The sequence below is a fragment of the Duganella hordei genome (genome assembly GCF_040369125.1).
GTDB lineage: Bacteria > Pseudomonadota > Gammaproteobacteria > Burkholderiales > Burkholderiaceae_D > Rugamonas > Rugamonas hordei.
This window is the reverse complement of the sequence record NZ_BPWI01000002.1, coordinates 346,933-367,307: the sequence shown is the minus strand read 5'-3', so window position 1 is coordinate 367,307 and position 20,375 is coordinate 346,933. Positions and strand designations below refer to the sequence as shown.

The window sequence follows — 20,375 nt, the reverse complement described above, 5'->3', positions numbered from 1 at the left end:
CCGCCCCTCGTTATCTTACGCCTGCGGCGTTTTGGCCACGTTGGCCAGGAAGCCCAGGATCACTTCAATCAGCGACTTCGCCGCGACGGCTGCGTACTTCAGCGTCTGTTCGTGCGACAGCGGGAACGGCGACAGGCCTTCTGCCAGGTTGGTGATGGCGGACACGCCGACCACCTTCAGGCCGCAATGACGGGCCGACACCACTTCAGGCACCACCGACATGCCGACGACATCGGCCCCCAGCGTCTTGAAGGCGCGAATTTCCGCAGGCGTTTCGAAGTTCGGACCGGCGTAGGCGATGTACACGCCTTCGTGCATCGGGACGTTCTTCTCGGCGGCCGAGGATTTCAGCAGCGCGCGCAGGTCGGCATCGTAGGCGTTGGCCATGCTGAAGAAACGCGGGCCGAAGCGCTCGTCGTTCGGGCCCATCATCGGCGTGCCAGGCAGGAAGTTGATGTGGTCGGTCAGCGCCACCAGCGAACCGGCGTCGACTTCGGTGCGCAGCGAACCGGCGGCATTGGTCACGAACAGCATCTCGCAACCCAGCAGCTTCATGGTGCGCACGGCGCTGGTCATCACGCCCAGGCCGTAGCCTTCGTAGACGTGGCCGCGGCCCTTCATGCACACCACCTGCACGCCCGACAGCGTGCCGACCACCAGTTCGCCGGCGTGGCCATGCACGGTGGAGATCGGGAAGCCCGGCAGTTCGTTGAAGCTGATGGTGACCGCGTCGGTCATTTGTTCGGCCAGCACACCGAGGCCCGAACCAAGGATCATCGCCACGCGCGGCTTGAAGCCGGCTGGGATACGGGCGCGAATAATGTCAGCTGCCTGGAATGGGGAATTGTTAGACATGTATATCCTCTGTTTTTCTGTTGTGGCTGGGGAAGCTGACACTATGCATCATCGTCCATATGTATGGCAAATACCATTTTTCTTCATCATTTATATAAAAACCATATAAATAAGGGGTATTATAAATCAATGAAAACTGAGCCGCAGAGCGCGTTTGACTCGGGGTTTGACTCAGCATGAACAAATGTTTATCATGACGGACAATTGTTTAAAAGATGCTGCCGTGACCGATTCTTCTAAAAAGGAACAGCTGTACCAGCTGATCCGCTCCAACCCCTTCATCTCCCAGCAGGACCTGGCGGTCGAACTGCGCCTGTCGCGTTCCGCCGTGGCCGGCCACATCGCCGGCCTGATACGCGAGCGTCGCCTGCTGGGCCGCGCCTACGTGCTGCCGGACCAGCGCCCCGTCATGTGCATAGGCGCCGCCAACCTGGACCGCAAGCTGCGCACCATCGCACCGATGCAGCTGGGCACCTCCAATCCCGCCACCGCCGAGGAAGTCTATGGCGGCGTGGCCCGCAACATCGCCGAGAACCTGGCGCGCCTGAACCTGCCGACCTCGCTGCTGACGGCGCTGGGCGACGACAGCGCCGGCCGCACGCTGCAGGACCACGCCGAGAGCGCCGGCATCGACACGCGCGGCAGCCTGAAGCTGCCGGAAACGGCCACAGGCACCTACACCGCCATCCTCGACGACCGCGGCGAGCTGGTGGTGGCGCTGGCAGACATGGCGCTGTACGACCGCATCACGCCCGCCTTCCTCGACAGCCGCCAGCCGCAGCGCGCCGCCGCCGCGATGACAGTGGTCGACCTGAACCTGCCGGCCGACAGCATCGCCACGCTGCTGGCCGGCGCCCGCGCCGACAAGGTGCCGCTGGTGATCGTCGCCGTGTCGCAGCCGAAGATGGCGCGCCTGCCGGCCAGCCTGGACGGCCTGCGCCTGCTGATCCTCAATCGCGGCGAACTGGAAACCCGCGCCGGACGCGCGCTGCCGACGGAGGCCGACGTGCGCGCCGCCTGCCGCGACGTGCAGGCGCAGGGCGCGCGGGATGTCATCGTCACCTGTGGCAGCCAGGGCGTGTTCCACACCAAGGGCGGCGAGCTGGTATGGCTGGCCGCGCACCAGGTCGAGGTGGTCGACGTCACCGGCGCCGGCGACGCCTTCTCGGCCGCCGTCTGCTGGTCGCTGTACCAGGGCAGCGACGACCTGACGCTGGCCTGCCGGCGCGGCCTGAAAGTCGCCGCGATGACGCTGGAAAGCCCGGACACCGTTTCCCCCCTGCTCGCCGCCGACGTACTCGACGAGATCCACGATTTCGATATGAGCGCTCCGCTCTTCCCTCTCCAAGGCTGAACACCATGCACCAATTCCTACTCTTCTCGCCGGAAGTGGCCGCCGCCCGCGCCGCCGGCAAAGCCATCGTCGCGCTGGAATCGACCATCATTTCGCACGGCATGCCGTATCCGCAAAACGTGCGGATGGCGCGCGAGGTCGAGCAGATCATCCGCGACGGCGGCGCCGTGCCGGCCACCATCGCCGTCATCGGCGGCAAGATCTGCATCGGCCTGTCGGACGAGCAGCTGGAACTGCTGGGCACCTCGCCCGACGCGATGAAGGTCAGCCGCCGCGACCTGCCCTACGTGCTGTCGCAAAACAAACTGGGCGCGACCACCGTCGCCGCCACGATGATCTGCGCCGAGCTGGCCGGCATCACCGTGTTCGTCACCGGCGGCATCGGCGGCGTGCACCGCGGCGCCGAGACCAGCTTCGACATCTCGGCCGACCTGCAGGAACTGGCGCACACCTCGGTGGCTGTGGTCTGCGCCGGCGTCAAGTCCATCCTCGACATCGGCCTGACCCTGGAATACCTGGAGACGCACGGCGTGCCGGTGATCAGCGTTGGCCAGCGCGGCTTCCCCGCCTTCTTCACGCGCGAGAGCGGCTTCAACGCCGACTTCCAGCTCGATACGCCGGCCGAGCAGGCGGCCTTCATCCACACCAAGTGGCAGCTGGGTTTGAAGGGCGGCGTGGTGGTCAGCAATCCGGTGCCGGCGGCAGAGGCGATGCCGAAGGCGGAGATCGACGCCATCACCGCGCAGGCCTTGCAGGAAGCCGCTGCGCAAGGCGTCACCGGCAAGAACGTCACGCCGTTCCTGCTGGGCCGCATCAAGCAGCTGACGGAAGGCCGCAGCCTTGCCACCAACATCGCGCTGGTGAAGAACAACGCCCGCTGCGGTGCGGCGCTGGCCGTCGCCATGCAATCGAACTAAACTCGAACCCACATCGCCCAAGACCCGCCATGTCCATCGACCTGAAACAACTAAAGTACTTTCTCGCTGTGGCCGAAGAAAAGAGTTTCAGCCGCGCGGCCGAACGACTGCATATTTCGCAGCCGCCACTGAGCCAGCAGATCATGAAGTTGGAGAACGAGCTTGGCGTCAAGCTGTTCGCGCGCACCACCCGCACCTTCGAGCTGACGGTGGCCGGCAAGGCGCTGATGAACGAGGCGTCCGACCTGCTGGCCAAGATGCGCATGACGATCGACACCATCCGCCAGATCGACCGCGGCGAAGTGGGCCGACTGCGCGTGGGCATCGTCGGCTCGGCGATGTGGGGACCGATCCCCAGTTTGCTGGAAGAGTTCCAGACCAAGTTCCCGCGCGTGACGTGGACGCTGCACGAGCTGGGACCGACGCTGCAGTACGAGGCGCTGCGCGCCAAGCAGGTCGACGTCGGTTTCTGGCGCGAGCCCAAGCTCGACGAGGACGACCTGAAGCAGGACAACCTGCGCCAGGAACTGTGCTTCCGCGAAGACGTGTGCGTGGCCATCAACGAGCATCACCCGCTGGCCAAGCATGAATCGATAGAGCTGATGGATATCGCCGACGAGCCGATGCTGACGCTGGCGCTCGACAAGTCGTCGTTCCCGCGCTACCTGATCCAGTGCTGCGTGAAGGCCGGCTTCCAGCCGACGATCTTCCAGGAGGCGTCCGAACCGCAAACGCTGCTGGCGATGGTCGGTGCGGGCTTGGGAGTGGCGCTGCTGCCGGAGACCACCAGCCGCATCGGCTGGCCGGGCGTGGTGTTCCTGCCGATCCGTACCAATCCGCCGTCGGCGAATTTGTACATCACCTACACCACGCTGGACGATGCGCCGGTGGTGCGGGCCTTCCTGAACATCCTGAATCCGCCGGCGCGCGCCGATTGACTTAGTGCCAGCTTAATCGGTAACTAATGGGTAACGCCGCCCGCCTCGCGCATGTCGACGTCGTGGGCGAGCGTGGTGCGGATGGCGATGCGCAGGCCTTCCACCATGTCCTCCAGCTTCATGCTGGCCGAACCCGGATGCGCGGCCGCCTGCTGCGGCAGGTACGGGATATGGATAAAACCGGCGCGCATCGTCGTGCCCCACTCGTGGGCCTGGTGCATCAAGCCGTAGAACACGTGATTGCAGACAAAGGTGCCGGCCGACTGCGATACCGACGACGGCAGGCCCGCTTCACGCAACGCATGCACGATGGCCTTGATCGGCAGCGTGGAAAAATAAGCCGCCGGACCGCCGTTGACGATGGGCTGGTCGACGACCTGCCGCATCTGGTTGTCGGCGATCGGCGCGTCGTCGATATTGATCGCCACCCGCTCGATGGATAAATCCACGCGGCCGCCGGCCTGGCCCACCGCGATCACAATACTCGGCTGCAGCTCTTCCACCGCCTGGTGCATCACCTTGTTGGCACGCCCGAACACGCATGGCAGCTGTCGCGCGTGGACGATGAAATCGCCTTCACGCCAGCCTTGCAGGGATCTCACCGCTTCCCACGAGGGATTGATGGTCTCCTGGTTGAAGGGCTCGAAGCCCGTCAACAATATTATCTTTTCCATCTACGTTTGCTCCGATTGCATCCTGCCAGAGCATTACTCTACTCCAACTTCTTGCTTTTCACATGTTCATCAAGAAATAGAGCAGTGCAATATTAGCAAGCAGCAAAGGCAACGCGGTCGGCACCTGTATCTTCACCACGGCGTTCTTGTCGGGCAGCTCCAGCAAGGCCGCGGGCACGATGTTGAAGTTCGCGGCCATCGGCGTCATCAGCGTTCCGCAGTAGGCGCTGAACATGCCGATGGCCGCCATCACCGCCGGATTGGCGTGATACACACCGACCAGCACCGGGATGCCGACGCCGCCCGCCATCACCGGAAAAGCCGCGAAGCCGTTGCCCATGATGACGGTGAACAGCGCCATGCCGACGCAGTAGACCGCCACCGCCACCAGCCGCACATCCATGTTGATGTACGAGGTGACGACGTGCGCCACCGCCTTGCCCATGCCGGCCTCGGTGAACAGCAGGCCAAGCACCGCCAGCATATGCGGCAGCACCACGGCCCAGCCAAGATGGTCGATCAGCCGGCGCGATTCGCGCATCGCCTGCAGCGGCGTCGAGCGGGTCAGCCAGCACGCGGTGGCGACGGCGAACAGCGAACCGCAACCGAGGCTGACCAGCGTGGCGTTCTTCGGATCGAGCAGTAACAAATCGCCGAGGTGCACGTCCTTCAGCAAGGTCGAGCCGATCACCGTGGTGAAGGGAATGATCAGCGCAGGTATCAGCAGGCGGTGGCCGAGGCGCTGCGCGCTGCTCTTGCGTTCCTGCGGCGTGCGGTCGCCGTAGCGGCCCAGCGCGACGCCGCCGAAGCCGGCGATCAGCGCCATCACCACCATCAGCACGCCCGCCGCCACCGGAGGCAGATAGTCGCCGGCCAGGTAGACCACCGCATACAGCGCCCAGAACAGCGCGCTGGAATAGCGCTTGGGATTGTGCGGATCGCGCAGCGCCATCAACGCGACCACCAGCAGCATCACGCCGAGGACGTCGTAGAAGTACTCCAATTTGAGGATCATGCGCCCTCCTTCAGCATCGCGCGCGCGATGTGCGCGTCGAGCCGGTGCAGGCGCCACGAGTGGATGATGAACGCGGTCACCGCCGTCGGTATGCCCCACATCGCCATGTGCAGCGGATCGACTTCCAGGCCCTCGCCGCGCAGGATGGTCTGCATCAGCAGGATGGCGCCGAAGGCGACGAACACGTCCTCGCCGAAGAACAGGCCGACGTTGTCGGTGGCGGCGGACATGGCACGGATGCGGTGCCGCAGTTCCTGCGTCAGCGCCGGATAGCGCACCTCGGCGGCGCCCTCCGCCATCGGCGCGATCAGCGGACGCACCATGTTCGGATGGCCGCCGATGCTGGTCAGGCCGAAGGCCGCGCTCAACTCGCGGATCGCCAGGTAGACGATCAGCAGACGGCCGGTGGTGGCGGACTTGATGCGCGCGATCGAGGTCTGCGCATGCTCCTTCAGGCCGTAGCGCTCCAGCAGGCCGATGGCCGCCAGCGGCAGCAGCAGGATCAGCGGCAGGTTGCGGGTCTTGATGAACGCCGCGCCCAGGGTGGCCAGCAGCTTTTCGACCGGCATGGCGGCGGCGATGCCGGTGACGGCGCAGGCGGCGATCACCACCAGCACCGGATGCGCGCGCAGGGCAAAGCCGAGAATGATGACGGCCACGCCCAGCAGCGGCCACAGGTTGACGACGGTGTGATTCAAGAGAGGCTCCCCAATGTAAAAATCCCCGCACGCCTTGCGGCAGTGCGGGGATTTTAGCGGTTATCCTGGATTAGAAGTTAACCTTGAAGGTGCCGCCCCAGGTGCGCGGCTCGTTCAACATGCCGGTCAGGTTGTCGAAGTCGATGGCGCCGATCAGGACTTGCTTGTCGGTGATGTTGCGGCCGAACAGCGCCACTTCATACTTGCCGTTGCCCCACTTGTAGCCTGCGCGTACGCCGCCTTCGGTCAGAGGCTTGGCCTTGTACTCAGGCGCCTCGTACAGGAAGAAGTTGTAGCTGCTGCGGTAGGTCCAGTCGGTGTAGGCGTAAAACTCGCCGTTGCCGATGTCCTTGCTGTACTTCAGCGTGAAGTTCAGCTGGGTCTTCGGTGCGCGTGGCAGCGGGTTGCCGTCGATCTTGGAGGTGCCGGCGAACGGGCCTGGCGCATTGGTCGGGGTGCAACCGCTGCTTGGGTTGTTGTTCACGTTACCGCAGTACTGGACGAACAGGTTCTTGTCCTTGATCTCGGTATCGTTGTAGCTGCCGCCCAGGGTCATGCTGAACTCGTCGCTCAGGTTGGCCTGGAAGTCCACCTCGACACCCTGGCCGGTCACTTTCTCAGCGTTGATCAGCTGATTCATGTTGACCGCGCCGCTACCTGCCGTCAGCTGCTTGTCCTTGACGCGGTACTGGAACACCGAGGCGCTCAGGCGCGCGCGCTTGTCGAACAGGTCCTGCTTGATACCGGCTTCATACGACAGCGCTTTCTCGGCGCCGGCGAACGATGGCTTGTCGGTCAGGCCGTTCAGGCGGCCCTGCATCGACGGTGCGCGGTAGCCGGTGGCGACGCGGGCGAACAGGTTGGTGGTCTTGTCCAGCTCATAGGTGCCGCTCAGGTCCCAGCTCACGTTGTGCGAGGTGTTGTTGATGTTGAACGGGCCCGAGCTTGCAGGCGGTTCATAGCGCGAGGCCGAGAATTCCTTCTTGTCGCTGGTGTAGCGGATACCGCCGCGCATCTTGAACTTGTCGGTCACCGTGTAGTTCAGCGAGCCGAAGGCGGCCCACGACTTGGCGTTCTGGAACTGCTGCGCATAGGCCGCGTTCTGTGGATTGCCAGGGGTGAAGGAGTCGAAGCTGATGCTGTCGATCTGGATGCTCTCGTCGAAGAAGAACAGGCCGCCGATCCACTGCAGCGGACCCTTGTAGTTCGACTCGGCGCGGAACTCCTGCGAGAACTGCTTGTGGTTAGGCAGCACGTCGGCCGTCTCGACCGGGAACGGGATTACGCCGGGACCGCTGCCCTTGGCCGCTTGCACAGGACCGCAGAACAGCGTGCAGCCGTAGCCGCCATCGACGTCGCCGCGGCTGTAGAACTTCAGCTTTTCGTAGCCGGTGATCGAGTGCAGCGTGATGTCGTCCATGTTGTACTTCAGGCGGATGCTGCCGCCCTTGGTGCTCAGGCTCTGGTAGTTCTGGCCGTCGGTCGGGTAGGAACCGTAGTCGAAGCCGTCGACCAGGTCGTTGGTACCCTTCTTGATGATATTGGCGCGGAACAGCGTGGCGCTGCCGTGGTAGTCGCGCTCATGGTAGTTGAACAGCACGTCCAGGTCCTTGTTCGGCTTGACCAGGGCTTGCAGGCGGAAGGCGTTGTCGCCGTAGCCTTCGAAATCCTTGGTGCCGGTGTTGGCGACCGGATTGGTGTTGTGCACGCGGTTGTCGCGGTGCTGGGTGGTGCCGGAGAAGCGCAGCGCCACGGTGTCGCTGACCGGGATGTTGAACATGCCTTCGGCGGTCTTGGACGAGTAGTTGCCCACGCCCAGGGTGACATAGCCTTCCTGCTTGAACACCGGCTTGGCGGAGTCGAACTTGATCACGCCGGCCGGGGAGTTGCGGCCGAACAGCGTGCCTTGCGGGCCGCGCAGCACTTCAACCTGGTCGACGTCGAACACAGGGAAGCCCTTCAGCATCGCGTTTTCCTGGACGATATCGTCCATCACCAGACCTACGGGCTGGGAAGCGTTCAGGTCGAAGTCGGTGTTGCCCAGGCCGCGAATGTAGAAGCGCGGGAAGGTACGGCCGTAGTCCGATTCCACGTTGACGGATGGCGAGCGGCCGGCCAGGAAGCGGATGTCGGCGGCGCCGGAAGTCAGCACGTCCAGCTTGTCGCCCTTCAGCGTGGCGATCGACATCGGCACGTCCTTGATGTTTTCCGCGCGGCGCTGCGCGGTCACGATCACGGTTTCCAGTTGGCCCTTGGTGGCGGTGTCCGGGGCGCTGGCCGCTGCGGCCTGGCCTTCGGCGGCTTCCGTTGCTGCTGCGGCGGCGGCGTCGGCCGCCATTGCTGCGTGCAGCGGGAAGGCGCTTGCGACAGCCAGGGCGATCAGCGATCGCGCTGCGTAACCACTACTTTTTTTGCTCATGAGTGCTGCTCCCTATTTATTGTGTAGGCAAGTTGTAAATACCATCCGTAATCCCGTCCTCCCCCGCGCTTGGCAGCGGGACGATGTCTTTTTATTGGCAAAACTTATTGCTAAAACAGTACTAAAACTACTAACTTCCGCATAACAATATGCAGATTGCCAACCATGCTAGCATGGAAAAAAATGACAGAAACTCACTTTTTGAGTGTTTCGATTCATATATATTTTATATAAATAGCTAAGTAAAATCGAATTTGTCGTACATATCGCCGCTGATGCATAGTAGTGGATCGCCTGAAAAAGCCGGCCTCCGAGGGCGAAAACACCCTGGCTTGCAATGAAAAAGCCGTTTTTCGGCAGGCTTGGGAGGCCGCTGCAGATTTATCCAATCAGCAGGAAATTTTTCCAAACGGACAAAAAAGCAACAATATAAAAATATTTAATTTGGCGTCGACTGTTGCGGCGGTGCGACATGCGCGGACTCTGCGGGCCCCGAGGGGCCGGCGCGGAGGCCGGCTGACGCAAACACCGCCGTCATGATGCGCTGCGTCACATACTTGGAACGGTAGATGAACAACATGCTTGAACACAGCCGCCTGCGCGCGGTGGGCGACCTGGGACAACAAATCTGGCTCGATAACCTGAGCCGCCACCTGCTCGCCTCCGGCCAGCTGGCCGAACTGATCGCCGCCGACGGCATCCAGGGCCTGACCTCGAACCCGGCCATCTTCTACAACGCCATCCGCACCGACGCCGCCTACCAGGCCGCCCTGCCGCTGCTGCGCACCGCGCTGGCGACGCCGGAAGCGCGCTTCGAGGCGCTGGTGCTGCCGGACGTGCAGCGCGCCTGCGATTTGTTCGCGCCGCTGTACCAAAACTCCGACGGCAAGGCCGGCTTTGTCAGCTTCGAAGTGGCGCCGCGGCTGGCCCACGACACCGCCGGCACCGTGGCCGACGCCAAGCGCCTGTGGGCCGTCATCGGCCGCCCCAACGCCATGATCAAGATTCCGGCCACGCCGGCCGGCATCGCCGCGCTGGAGGAAGTGATCTACGCCGGCATCAACGTCAACATGACGCTGATCTTCACCGCCAGCCAGACCCAGGCCGTGCGCGCCGCGCACCGCCGCGGCCTGGCCCGCCGCCTGCAGGACAAGCTGTCGGTGCAGCGCATCGCCAGCGTGGCCAGCGTGTTCATCAGCCGCATCGACGTTGCCGTCGACGCCCTGCTGGAGAACGCCGCCGACAGCACCGCCGTCGCAGTGCGCGGCCGCGCCGCCATGGCCGCCGCCCGCCTCGCCTATCACGACTGGAAGAACGACAGCGGGTTCGCCGTGTTCGCCGCCTTCGGCGCCACACCGCAATGGCTGCTGTGGGCCAGCACCGCGACCAAGACCCCGTCCGAGCGCGACGTGCGCTACGTCGAGGGCCTGATCGGCGCCGGCACCATCAACACCGTGCCGGACGCCACGCTGGACGCCTTCCGCGACCACGGCGTGGCCGAGCCGACGCTGGACGGCGACGTGGAGGCCGAGCGCGCCGTGCTGGCGCAGCTGGCACACCACGGCATCGATCTGGAAACCGTGGGCAGCGAGCTGCTGGCCGCCGGTTTGCTGCAATTTGAACAAGCTTTTGACAAACTGCTGGCGCTGACCGCGTGATACGCCGATGATTAGCTGCGTATCCCCGAGGCAAACCTCTAAAAATCAGGGGTTTGCGGCGATAAAGCGGCGCCGGATTACATGTTTCGTTCAATAAAAATATACAATATCGTTCTTCCAGGAGCCTATTCATGAAACTTTCACAACTTAGTTTGACGCTTGCAGCACTCTTCATCGCTGGCAGCGCGTCCGCGGCTGACCCTAAGCTGGGCATTGTGTATGACGCAGGCGGCAAGTTCGACAAGTCGTTCAACCAGTCCGCTTTTGAAGGCGCCTCGCGCTTCAAGAAGGAAACCAACATCAATTTCATCGAGGTGCAAGCCTCCAGCGACACCCAGGCCGAACAGGTGCTGCGCGGCCTGGCTCGCAAGAACCTGGACCTGATCGCCTCGATCGGCTTCGCCCAGCAGGCGGCCGTGCAGAAGGTGGCCAAGGAATTCCCGAAAGTCCACTTCGTGCTGATCGACGGCGTGGCGCAGGGCGCCAACATCAACTCCATCACCTTCAAGGAAGAAGAAGGCTCGTACCTGGTGGGCGTGGCCGCGGCCATGGCATCCAAATCCAAGAAGCTGGGCTTCATCGGCGGCGTCGACATCCCGCTGATCCGCACCTTCGCCTGCGGCTACGCCCAGGGCGCCAAGTCGGTCAACCCTAAAGTCGAAGTGAGCTCCAACATGGTCGGCACCACCTCCGATTCGTGGAACAACCCGGCCAAGGGCGGCGAACTGGCGCGCTCGCAATTCGACCGCGGCGTCGACGTGGTGTTCGCCGTCGCCGGCGGCTCGGGCCTGGGCACGCTGCAAACGGCCAAGGAAAAAGGCAAGCTGGGGATCGGCGTCGACTCCAACCAGAACAGCCTGTACCCGGGCACCATCCTGACCTCGATGGTCAAGCGCGTGGACAACGCCGTGTACGACTCCTTCATGCAGATGAAGGCCGGCACCTGGAAGGCCGGCGTCACCGCCAAGGGTCTGAAGGAAGGCGGCGTCGATTGGGCGCTGGACGAGAACAACCGCAAGCTGATCACGCCGGAAATCGAGAAGCGCGTCACCGGTGCCCGCAAGGACATCATCGACGGCAAGGTCAAAGTGATCGACATCCGTTCGGGCGCAGCCTGCCCGGCCTGACCCCTGTTTGAACATGAGAGCGCGCCGGCGGAGTCATGCTCCGTGCGGCGCGTTTAACGTTCCAGGCATTTACTTAACTCCGCACCGAAAACGATCCTATGCAGCCAGCAGTAGAATTTCGCGGCATCTCCAAGCATTTCGGAGCCGTCAAAGCGAACACGGACGTCAGCTTCGCCATCGCCAAGGGCTCGATCCACGGCCTGGTGGGCGAGAACGGCGCCGGCAAATCGACCCTGATGAGCATCCTGTACGGATACTACCGCGCCGACGGCGGGGAGATCCTGCTCGATGGCCAGGCGCGCCGCATCCACAACAGCCAGGAAGCCATTGCGCTCGGCATCGGCATGGTGCACCAGCACTTCATGCTGGTCGAGAACATGACCGTGCTCGATAACGTGATGCTGGGCAGCGAAGGCGGCTTCAAGCTGAAGCCGAAACGCGCCGCCGTCGAAGCGCAGCTGCGCGAGATCTGCACCCGCTACCGCCTGGACGTCGATCCGCTGGCCACCATCCACGACCTGTCGGTGGGCGCGCAGCAGCGCGTGGAGATCCTCAAGCAGATCTACCGCAGCGCCAACATCCTGATCCTCGACGAGCCGACCGCCGTCCTGACCGCGCAGGAGACCGAATCGCTGTTCGAGATCCTGCGGCTGTTCAAGGAACAGGGCAAGACCATCATCCTGATCACGCACAAGCTGCAGGAGATCCTCGACATCACCGACACCGTGACCGTGATGCGCGGCGGCCGCGTGATCGGCGCCGTGCCGACCGCCGGCACCACCAAGGAAGACCTGGCCAACATGATGGTCGGGCGTCCCATCGAGAACAACCTGCCGCGCAAACCGTACAACCCGGGCGCGCCTGTGCTGCACATCGAGAACCTGCTGCTGCAGGACGAACAGCAGGTCAAGCTGCTGGCCGACATCGGCTTCACGCTGCGCGCCGGCGAGATCGTCGCGATTGCCGGCGTGTCCGGCAACGGCCAGAGCGAGTTGATGGAAATCCTGTCGGGCATGCGCCTGCCGACTTCCGGCCAGATCGACTTCCAGGGCAAGGCGCTGCCGTTCGCCGGCCGCTCCGACGCAGACGGCCTGCCGCGCACCTTCCGTGAACTGGGCATCGCCCACATTCCGGAAGACCGCCTGCGCGACGGCGTGATCAAGGCCTTCTCGGTCATGCACAACACCATCCTCGGCTACCAGGACAAGCTGAAAAACCGCTGGGGCCTGTTCGACTTCAAGGCCATCGCCGCGCGCTGCGCGGAGCTGATGAAGAACTTCGACGTCCGCCCGAACAACCATGATTTGCGTATCGGCCTGCTCTCCGGCGGCAACCAGCAGAAGGTGGTGATCGCGCGCGAAGTGCTGGCGCAGCCCAAGCTGATGCTGGTCGGCCAGCCGACGCGCGGCGTCGACATCGGCACCATCGAAAGCATCCACACCCAGCTGCTCGCCCTGCGCGACGCCGGTGTGGCGATCCTGCTGGTGTCCGTGGAGCTGGAGGAAGTGCGCGCGCTGGCGGACCGTATCCTGGTCATGTGCGGCGGCCGCATCACCGGCGAACTAAAAATTGAAGAATTCGACACGACCCGTATCGGCTTGCTGATGGGCGGGATGCACAAATCATGAACAACCAAGACCTGCCACGCTGGGCAACCGGCTTTGTAATGCCCGTACTGAACCTGTTGTCGGCCCTGCTGGTGGCCGCGCTGGTGATCTATCTGCTGGGCGAAAGCCCGGTCGAATCGATGGGCATCCTGATCAACAGCGCCGTGGTCAATCCGGAAGGCTTGAGCTACACGCTGTTCTACGCCTCGACCTTCATCTTCACCGGCCTGGCGGTATCGATCGCCATGCAGGCCGGCCTGTTCAACATCGGCGCCGAAGGCCAGATGTACTTCGCCGGCCTCGGCCTGACCTTGGCCATGCTGGCCTTCGACAGTTCGCTGCCGATGTGGATACTGATCCCGGTCGGCATGATAGGCGCGGCGCTGTTCGGCGCGCTGTGGGCCTTCCTGCCCGGCTACCTGCAGGCGAAACGCGGCAGCCACGTGGTGGTGACCACCATCATGTTCAACTACATCGCCGGCGCGCTGATGAACACCGTGATCGTCAAATACCTGGTGCCGGCGGGCGAGCAGAATCCGGCCAGCCGCGCCTTCAGCGCCGCCGCCGAAATGCCGCGCCTGAACCAGTGGTTCCCCATCCTCGGCGAGACGCCGCTCAATATCAGCTTCTTCCTGGCGATCATCGCGCTGGTGATTTACGGCGTGATGGTGTCGCGCTCCTCGTGGGGCTTCAAGCTGCGCGCCACCGGTTTGAACAAGCATGCGGCGCACTATGCGGGCGTCCGCATCAGCAAGATGATCATCACCGTGATGCTGATCTCCGGCGCGCTGGCCGGCCTCGGTTCGGTCAACTCCATCATGGGTTCGACCCACTACCTGTCGCTCAACTTCGTCGGCGGCGCGGGCTTCGTCGGCATCGCGATCGCGCTGATGGGACGCCAGCATCCGGTAGGGATTTTCCTGTCGGCGGTGCTGTTCGGCGCGCTGATCCAGGGCGGCTTCGACCTGTCGCTGGAAAAGCAGAACATTCCGCCCGAGACCTTCATCTTCATCCAGGGCTTGATCATCCTGTTCTGCGGCGCGATGGAAAACTTCTACGCCCCCGCCATCGCCGCCCTGCTCAAACGGAAAAAGTGAGACTGTCATGACTTTTGAAGACCTCCATATCGGCAGCATCCTGGTGTCGACCGTGCGCAATGCGCCGGTGCTGATTTTCGCCGGCATGGCCGGCTTGTTCGCCGAACGTTCGGGCGTGATCGACATCGGCCTCGAAGGCAAGATCCTGGCTTCGGCGTTCGTCTCGGCCGCCGTGGCTTTCGCCACGCAGAATCCGTGGTACGGCATGGCCGCGGGCATGCTGGTGTCGGTGCTGCTGGCGACCTTGCAGGGCTATGTCGCCATCTCGCAGAAAGGCAACCAGCTGGTGGCCGGCATCGCGATCAACATCGCCATGAGCGGGCTGACCTTCGTGGTCGCGCAATTCTTCTTCCAGCAGGGCGGACGCACGCCGGACCTGGGCCAGGCGCGCCTGTTCGACGTGGTGCTGCCGGGCAGCGCCGCGGTTGAGGACATACCGTTCGTCGGCTGGCTGTACGCGCACCTGATCGGCGGCCACTCGGTGCTGGTGTACCTGGCGTTCGCGCTGGTGCCGCTGGTTCACTGGGTGCTGTACCACACCAGTTTCGGCCTGCGCCTGCGCGCCTGCGGCGAGAACCCGCATGCGGCCGACGCGGCCGGCGTCAGCGTCGAGCGCCAGCGCTACATCGCGATGCTGATCGCCGGCGTACTGTGCTCGTTCTCGGGCGCCTACCTGGCGATCGTGCAGAGCGGCTTCTTCCTGCGCGACATGTCGGCCGGCGCCGGCTACCTGGCGCTGACGGCGATGGTGTTCGGTAACTGGCGTCCGCTGTACACCTTCCTCGGCTGCCTGATGTTCGGCTTCTTCGGCGCGGTGCAGATCCAGATTGAGGGCGTGGACCTGCCGCTGGTCGGCCGCCTGCCAGGCTCGCTGATCCAGATGGTGCCTTACGTGGTGACGGTGATCGTGCTGGCCGGCCTGATGGCCAAGTCGGTGGCGCCAAAAGCGCTGGGTACGCCGTTCGTCAAGTCCCGTTAATCGCTCCCGCCGATCACTTCAGCGTGCGCATATAGGACAGCAGGTCGGCGACCTGCTGTTCATCCTTGACTCCCCAAAAACGCATGCTGGTCCCCGGCACCACGTCGTGCGGCGCGCGCAGGAATGCGGCCAGCGTTTTCTCGTCCCACACCAATCCCGACTTCCTCATCGCTTCCGAATACTTGTAGTCCGTGGTCGACGCCGCGTGGCGGCCGATGATGGCGTTCAGCTGCGGCCCGAAGCCGCCTTGTGCGTAAGGGCCGACCTGATGGCAGGAGGCGCAGTGCTTGAACAGCAACTCGCCGGCCTTCGGATCTCCCGTCGCACCGGCTTGGACTCCTATCAGCAACGCAAGTAAAAGATATGCTCTCATGCGCCGATGCAACTGCTTTTCGGCATAGCCTGCTCGAAGTCAATCAATCGCGTAGTGGACATTGTCGTAGGAGTTGACCATGACCGCCAAAAGTTCAAGCAGTCCGGCCAAAGGATGCTGCTCACTCTCTCCCATGATGTCCAACACACGATTCATCAAGGCCACAGTGTGATCGTATTCCTCATCATTGGTAATAGCTCGAAGCTTGGCTATACGATCAAACTCGGTCCAAGCGGACTCCAAAGCCGCCCCATCAATATTGTCAGCGATGACATTCATGTCCTAATCTTTCCTTGATGATAACTCTTGGTCCATTTATCATATTCTGAGCTACGAGGTGAGCCTGCAGCCATTCTTTGCTTCCATTGGCGAACCCCGCTTGCGGCGTCCGGATAGCGGACGCAAAACTCTTTCAACACTTTTAAAGAAACGAGGCGCATGCGCCACTGTAGGACTCTACTACTTTTGACGTTTGACGACACGCAAAGTCGATAGTCGAGCCCGCGAATTTCTAGCAAAGCAAGTGCAGCGCCGCGTATTGCAGCAGCATGATGGTCTTGCCGTCGGCGATGCGGCCATCGGCCATCATCCGCATGGCGTCGGCCATCGCCAGTTCCAGCACTTCGATGTCCTCGCCCTCTTCCGCCAAGCCGCCGCCGTTGCCGGCGCGCGATGCGGGGTCGTATTCGGCGACGAAGAAATACAGCCGCTCCGTGACCGAGCCGGGACTCATGAAGGCTTCGAACACTTTGTTCACTGCGCCGACGCGGTAGCCGGTTTCCTCTTCGACCTCGGCGCGGATGCGTTCCTCGGGACTGGCCTGGTCCAGCAGGCCGGCGGCGGTTTCGATCAGGAAGCCGTCGTGGCCGTTGCCGTAGGTCGGAAAGCGGAACTGCCGCACCAGCACCACCGTGCGCCGCTCGCGGTTGTACAGCAGGATCGTGGCGCCGTGGCCGCGATCGTAGGTCTCGCGCGTCTGGCGCTGCCAGCTGCCGTCGTTGCGGCGATAGTCGAAGGTGGTCTTCTGCAGCAGGAACCAGTCGTCGGAAAGGGTTTCCACTTTGTGGATGCGGATGCGGTCTTCAAGCATGGCGATACACTCCTTGGTTGCGTTTTTTTACGATATCATGCAATATCGTGCAACATCAAGATATTTCATGCATATGCTGACACGCCAACGCAAAGAACTGCTGCTCGCCCGCCTCCGGCAGGATGGGCAGATCGTCGCCAAATCCCTCAGCGAGGAACTGGGCCTGTCCGAGGACACCATCCGCCGCGACCTGCGCGAGCTGGCGGCAGAAGGACTGCTGCAGCGCGTGCACGGCGGCGCCCTGCCCCTGGCTCCGCCCCTGCCAACTTCGCCGGCCATGGGCGACTTCGCCCAGCGCCAGCAGATTTCCAGCGACGCCAAGCCCGCCATCGCCCGCGCCGCCGCCGCGATGATCGCGGACGGACAAGTCGTCTTCATCGACGGCGGCACCACCGCCGTGCAGCTGGCGCGCGCCCTGCCGCGCGAGCTGCGCTGCACGGTCGTCACGCATAGTCCCAGCGTGGCGGTCGAACTGGTTGCACATCCGCTGGTCGAGGTGATCCTGATCGGCGGCCGCCTGTTCAAGCACTCGGTGGTCGCGATGGGCCCGTCGGCGCTGGAAGCCATTACACAAATCCGCACCGACATCTACTTCATGGGCGTCTGCAGCCTGCATCCTGAAGCCGGCATCACCACCGGCGATTTCGACGAAGCCGGCATCAAGCGCGCGATCAGCGCCATGGCCCAGCGCACCGTGGTGCTGGCCTCGCCCGAAAAACTGAACACCGCCTCGCCCTACCAGATCGCACCGCTGGCGCAGGTCAGCGCCATCGTCGTCAACAGCTCCGTGCCCGAAGCCCTGCTTGCCCCTTATCGCAACATGGACATAGCCATCATCCGCGCCTAGCGCTACTTGATGGATCGCGGCAGGCCGTGACATACTCGCAGGATGAAACAGTCCTGGGGCTATCGAAAGCGCGTCTGGTTGGGAGTACTGCTGGCGGCATTGTGCCTGCACGCGAGCGCGGGGACGCATGTCGTCTATCCGCTCACCAGCGCCGACGACAGCGACAGCCGCTACGACTACGATTGGGCCGTGCTGCGCACCGCGCTCGACAAGACCGTGCCACGCTTCGGTCCTTACGAACTGCAGCAATCGACCCATGTGATGTCGCCGCCGCGCGTGGCGCAGGAAGCGCTGCTGCCGGGTGGCCGCATCAACATCTTCGCCCGCGCCACCTCGCCCGAGCTGGAGCGGCAATTCATCCCGGTGCGCCTGCCTATCGATCGCGGCCTGCTGGGCTACCGCATGTTCCTGGTGCGCGACGCCGACCTGCCGCGCTTCGCCGCCGTGCGCACGCTGGACGATCTGCGCAAGCTGCGCGTCGGCCAGGGCAAGGACTGGATCGATGTGCCCATCCTGCGCGCGGCGGGCTTCGAAGTGGAGGAAGGCACCACCTACCGGGGCTTGTTCGCGATGCTCGACGCCGGACGTTTCGATTTTTTCTCCCGCGGCATCGACGAGGCGCGACGCGAGTTCCAGGAACGCCGCGCCAGCCATCCGCACATGGCGGTCGAACCGACGCTGCTGATGTACTACCCGCTTCCCTTGTACTTCTTCCTGCGGCGCGACGCCGAGGGCAAGCTGCTGGCGCGGCGCATCGAAGCCGGCATGGAGATGATGATCAAGGACGGCTCGCTGAACGCGATCTTCCAGAAGTACAAAGGCGAAAGCCTCAAGAACGCGGGGCTGGGCAGACGCCGCGTGCTGACACTGCCCAATCCGACGCTGACGCCGGAGACGCCGCTGTCGCGCAGCGAACTCTGGTTCAATCCCCTGACCGGCAAGTAAAGGCCACAGCCATACCCATTCCGGTATCGCAGATCGCGAAGATGTTATTGGAGACGCAAGGACAATCGGCATAAGATCGTCTCAAACAATAGATCAAGAGACAATCATGAAACGCCATCTGCTTGCGCTCGTCCTCTGCGGCGCGGCCGCCCTGTGCCACGCGCAATCCGCGCCCGTCGCCATCCATGTCGACGCCAACGCCGCCACCGGGCCGATGAAGCCCGTCTGGGCGTGGTTCGGCTACGATGAGCCCAACTACACCACCGCGCCCAACGGCCGCAAGCTGCTGGGCGATATCGCCGCGCTGTCGCCGGTGCCGGTCTACGTGCGGGCCCACAACCTGATGAGTTCCGGCGACGGTAGCTACGCGCTGAAATGGGGCTCGACCAATATGTACACCGAAGACAAGGACGGCAACCCGGTCTACGACTGGCGCATCGTCGACGCCATCTTCGATACTTACATCCAGCGCAAAATGAAGCCGCTGGCGCAGATCGGCTTCATGCCGGAGGCGCTGTCCGAACACCCGCAGCCCTACCAGCACCACTGGAAGCCGGGCACGCCGTACCAGGAGATCATGACTGGCTGGGCGTATCCGCCGAAGGACTACGCCAAATGGTCGGAACTGATCTACCAGTGGGTCAGGCACAGCGTGGCGCGCTACGGCCAGGCCGAGGTGGAGAGCTGGTACTGGGAAGTGTGGAATGAGCCGGACGGCTGGTACCTGATCGCGCCGGACGTCAAGCGCACCTATTTCAAGATGTACGATTATGCGGCCGACGCGGTCAAGCGCGCCCTGCCGACCGCCCGCATCGGCGGCCCGCACACCGCAGCCGCCGGCCAGTTCCTCGACGACTTCATCGTCCACTGTCTGCACGAGACCAACTACGCCACCGGAAAAACCGGCAGTCCGCTGGACTTCGTGGCCTTCCACGCCAAGGGCAGCCCGACCGTGAAGGACGGCGTCGTACAGATGGGCATGGGCATCCACCTGAAACGCATACAGGACGGCTTCAACATCGTCGCCAGCCATCCGGAAACCAGGCATCTGCCGATCATCATCGGCGAATCCGACCCGGAAGGCTGCGCCGCCTGCGGCATGCAGACCAACCCGGAAAACGCCTACCGCAACGGCACGCTCTATGCCAGCTACACCGCCGCCTCCATCGCGCGCGAGTACGACATGGCCGCGCAGACTGGCGTCAATCTGCTCGGCGCGGTCAACTGGTCGTTCGAGTTCGAAGACCAGCCGTGGTTCGCGGGCTTCCGCGACCTGGCCACGAACGGCGTCAACAAGCCGGTGCTCAACGTGTTCCGCATGCTGGGCATGATGGGCGGCCAGCGCCTGAAGGTGGAAGGCGACCTGGCCTACGACGCCGCGAACATCATCGCCGGCGGCGTGCGCGGAGAGCGCACGGACATCAACGCCCTGGCCAGCAGGGACCGGCACCGGATCGCCGTGATGGTATGGAATTATCACGACGACGACCGCATCGACGACGGCACGCCGGTGGCTGTGACCATCACCGGCATACCCGGCAAGCGCGCGGTGCTGCGGCACTACCGGATCGACCAGCAGCACGGCAACTCGTATGCGTTGTGGAAGAAGATGGGGGCGCCGGCGCAGCCAAGCGGCGAGCAGATCGCCCAGCTGGTCAAGGCCAGCGAACTGGCGCAGCTGGACAAGCCAAGAACGGTGGCGCTGCGCGATCACAGCACCACCGTCACGATGCAGCTGCCGCGCCAGGCAGTCTCGCTGCTGACGCTGAGCTACTAGACCGC

General features: G+C 63.5%; 19 protein-coding genes. 11 read left to right on the top strand and 8 right to left on the bottom strand.

Annotated elements, in window-relative coordinates:
- Positions 1-15: 15 nt before the first annotated feature.
- Entirely contained in the window at positions 16-855 is an 840-nt protein-coding gene (gene xapA, locus ABWW33_RS05890) for a xanthosine phosphorylase (RefSeq protein ID WP_176654576.1), read from the bottom strand.
- Between the two features lie 223 nt (positions 856-1,078).
- Here xapA and ABWW33_RS05885 point away from each other — a divergent pair, with 223 nt between their 5' ends.
- From ABWW33_RS05885 to ABWW33_RS05875, 3 genes are read left to right on the top strand one after another with little or no spacing between them, the layout of a single operon-like run.
- Positions 1,079-2,209 (top strand): carbohydrate kinase, encoded by a 1,131-nt coding sequence (locus ABWW33_RS05885; RefSeq protein ID WP_353399926.1) that lies wholly within the window; start codon positions 1,079-1,081, stop codon positions 2,207-2,209.
- Positions 2,210-2,214: 5 nt separating this feature from the next.
- Positions 2,215-3,126: a pseudouridine-5'-phosphate glycosidase gene (locus ABWW33_RS05880; protein WP_353399923.1), complete on the top strand. Its 912-nt coding sequence runs from the start codon at positions 2,215-2,217 to the stop codon at positions 3,124-3,126.
- Between the two features lie 29 nt (positions 3,127-3,155).
- On the top strand, positions 3,156-4,064 hold the full coding sequence (locus ABWW33_RS05875; protein WP_353399920.1) for a LysR family transcriptional regulator: 909 nt from the start codon (positions 3,156-3,158) through the stop codon (positions 4,062-4,064).
- Between the two features lie 23 nt (positions 4,065-4,087).
- On the opposite strand, the gene pcp is transcribed toward ABWW33_RS05875, so the two are convergent.
- The 4 genes from pcp to ABWW33_RS05855 form a co-directional block, all read right to left on the bottom strand.
- On the bottom strand, positions 4,088-4,738 hold the full coding sequence (pcp, locus tag ABWW33_RS05870; protein WP_176654580.1) for a pyroglutamyl-peptidase I: 651 nt from the start codon (positions 4,736-4,738) through the stop codon (positions 4,088-4,090).
- Positions 4,739-4,796: 58 nt separating this feature from the next.
- Positions 4,797-5,753, bottom strand: coding sequence for a DUF979 domain-containing protein (locus ABWW33_RS05865; protein ID WP_176654581.1), 957 nt, complete (start codon positions 5,751-5,753; stop codon positions 4,797-4,799).
- Positions 5,750-6,451 carry a DUF969 domain-containing protein gene (locus ABWW33_RS05860; RefSeq protein ID WP_176654582.1) on the bottom strand — a complete coding sequence of 234 codons (702 nt, stop codon included), beginning with the start codon at positions 6,449-6,451 and terminating at the stop codon, positions 5,750-5,752. The genes ABWW33_RS05865 and ABWW33_RS05860 overlap by 4 nt, the downstream gene beginning before the upstream one ends.
- A gap of 70 nt (positions 6,452-6,521) precedes the next feature.
- Complete coding sequence (locus ABWW33_RS05855; RefSeq protein ID WP_176654583.1) at positions 6,522-8,870, bottom strand: TonB-dependent receptor; 2,349 nt, start codon at positions 8,868-8,870, stop codon at positions 6,522-6,524.
- Between the two features lie 569 nt (positions 8,871-9,439).
- Here ABWW33_RS05855 and tal point away from each other — a divergent pair.
- The 5 genes from tal to ABWW33_RS05830 all read left to right on the top strand — a co-directional run bounded on the left by tal (position 9,440) and on the right by ABWW33_RS05830 (position 15,338).
- Positions 9,440-10,528: a transaldolase gene (tal, locus tag ABWW33_RS05850; protein ID WP_176654584.1), complete on the top strand. Its 1,089-nt coding sequence runs from the start codon at positions 9,440-9,442 to the stop codon at positions 10,526-10,528.
- Positions 10,529-10,659: 131 nt separating this feature from the next.
- Positions 10,660-11,655 carry a BMP family lipoprotein gene (locus ABWW33_RS05845; protein WP_176654585.1) on the top strand — a complete coding sequence of 332 codons (996 nt, stop codon included), beginning with the start codon at positions 10,660-10,662 and terminating at the stop codon, positions 11,653-11,655.
- A gap of 98 nt (positions 11,656-11,753) precedes the next feature.
- Positions 11,754-13,283: an ABC transporter ATP-binding protein gene (locus tag ABWW33_RS05840; RefSeq protein ID WP_353399913.1), complete on the top strand. Its 1,530-nt coding sequence runs from the start codon at positions 11,754-11,756 to the stop codon at positions 13,281-13,283.
- Positions 13,280-14,359, top strand: coding sequence for an ABC transporter permease (locus tag ABWW33_RS05835; RefSeq protein WP_353399911.1), 1,080 nt, complete (start codon positions 13,280-13,282; stop codon positions 14,357-14,359). The genes ABWW33_RS05840 and ABWW33_RS05835 overlap by 4 nt, the downstream gene beginning before the upstream one ends.
- Positions 14,360-14,366: 7 nt before the next feature.
- Complete coding sequence (locus tag ABWW33_RS05830) at positions 14,367-15,338, top strand: ABC transporter permease (RefSeq protein ID WP_353399908.1); 972 nt, start codon at positions 14,367-14,369, stop codon at positions 15,336-15,338.
- Between the two features lie 13 nt (positions 15,339-15,351).
- On the opposite strand, the gene ABWW33_RS05825 is transcribed toward ABWW33_RS05830, so the two are convergent.
- From ABWW33_RS05825 to ABWW33_RS05815, 3 genes are all read right to left on the bottom strand, one after another.
- Positions 15,352-15,711 (bottom strand): c-type cytochrome, encoded by a 360-nt coding sequence (locus tag ABWW33_RS05825; protein ID WP_353399905.1) that lies wholly within the window; start codon positions 15,709-15,711, stop codon positions 15,352-15,354.
- 39 nt (positions 15,712-15,750) lie between these two features.
- Positions 15,751-15,990 (bottom strand): hypothetical protein, encoded by a 240-nt coding sequence (locus ABWW33_RS05820; protein WP_353399902.1) that lies wholly within the window; start codon positions 15,988-15,990, stop codon positions 15,751-15,753.
- 232 nt (positions 15,991-16,222) lie between these two features.
- Positions 16,223-16,801 carry an NUDIX domain-containing protein gene (locus ABWW33_RS05815; protein ID WP_353399899.1) on the bottom strand — a complete coding sequence of 193 codons (579 nt, stop codon included), beginning with the start codon at positions 16,799-16,801 and terminating at the stop codon, positions 16,223-16,225.
- 73 nt (positions 16,802-16,874) lie between these two features.
- On the opposite strand from ABWW33_RS05815, the gene ABWW33_RS05810 reads away from it, so the two are divergent.
- From ABWW33_RS05810 to ABWW33_RS05800, 3 genes are all read left to right on the top strand, one after another.
- Positions 16,875-17,648, top strand: a complete 774-nt coding sequence (locus ABWW33_RS05810; protein WP_176654899.1) for a DeoR/GlpR family DNA-binding transcription regulator — start codon at positions 16,875-16,877, stop codon at positions 17,646-17,648.
- A gap of 42 nt (positions 17,649-17,690) precedes the next feature.
- Positions 17,691-18,593: a substrate-binding periplasmic protein gene (locus ABWW33_RS05805; RefSeq protein WP_353399896.1), complete on the top strand. Its 903-nt coding sequence runs from the start codon at positions 17,691-17,693 to the stop codon at positions 18,591-18,593.
- Between the two features lie 106 nt (positions 18,594-18,699).
- The gene (locus ABWW33_RS05800; RefSeq protein ID WP_353399893.1) at positions 18,700-20,370 is read left to right on the top strand and encodes a GH39 family glycosyl hydrolase; all 1,671 of its coding nucleotides are present in this window, start codon (positions 18,700-18,702) and stop codon (positions 20,368-20,370) included.
- Positions 20,371-20,375 lie beyond the last annotated feature (5 nt).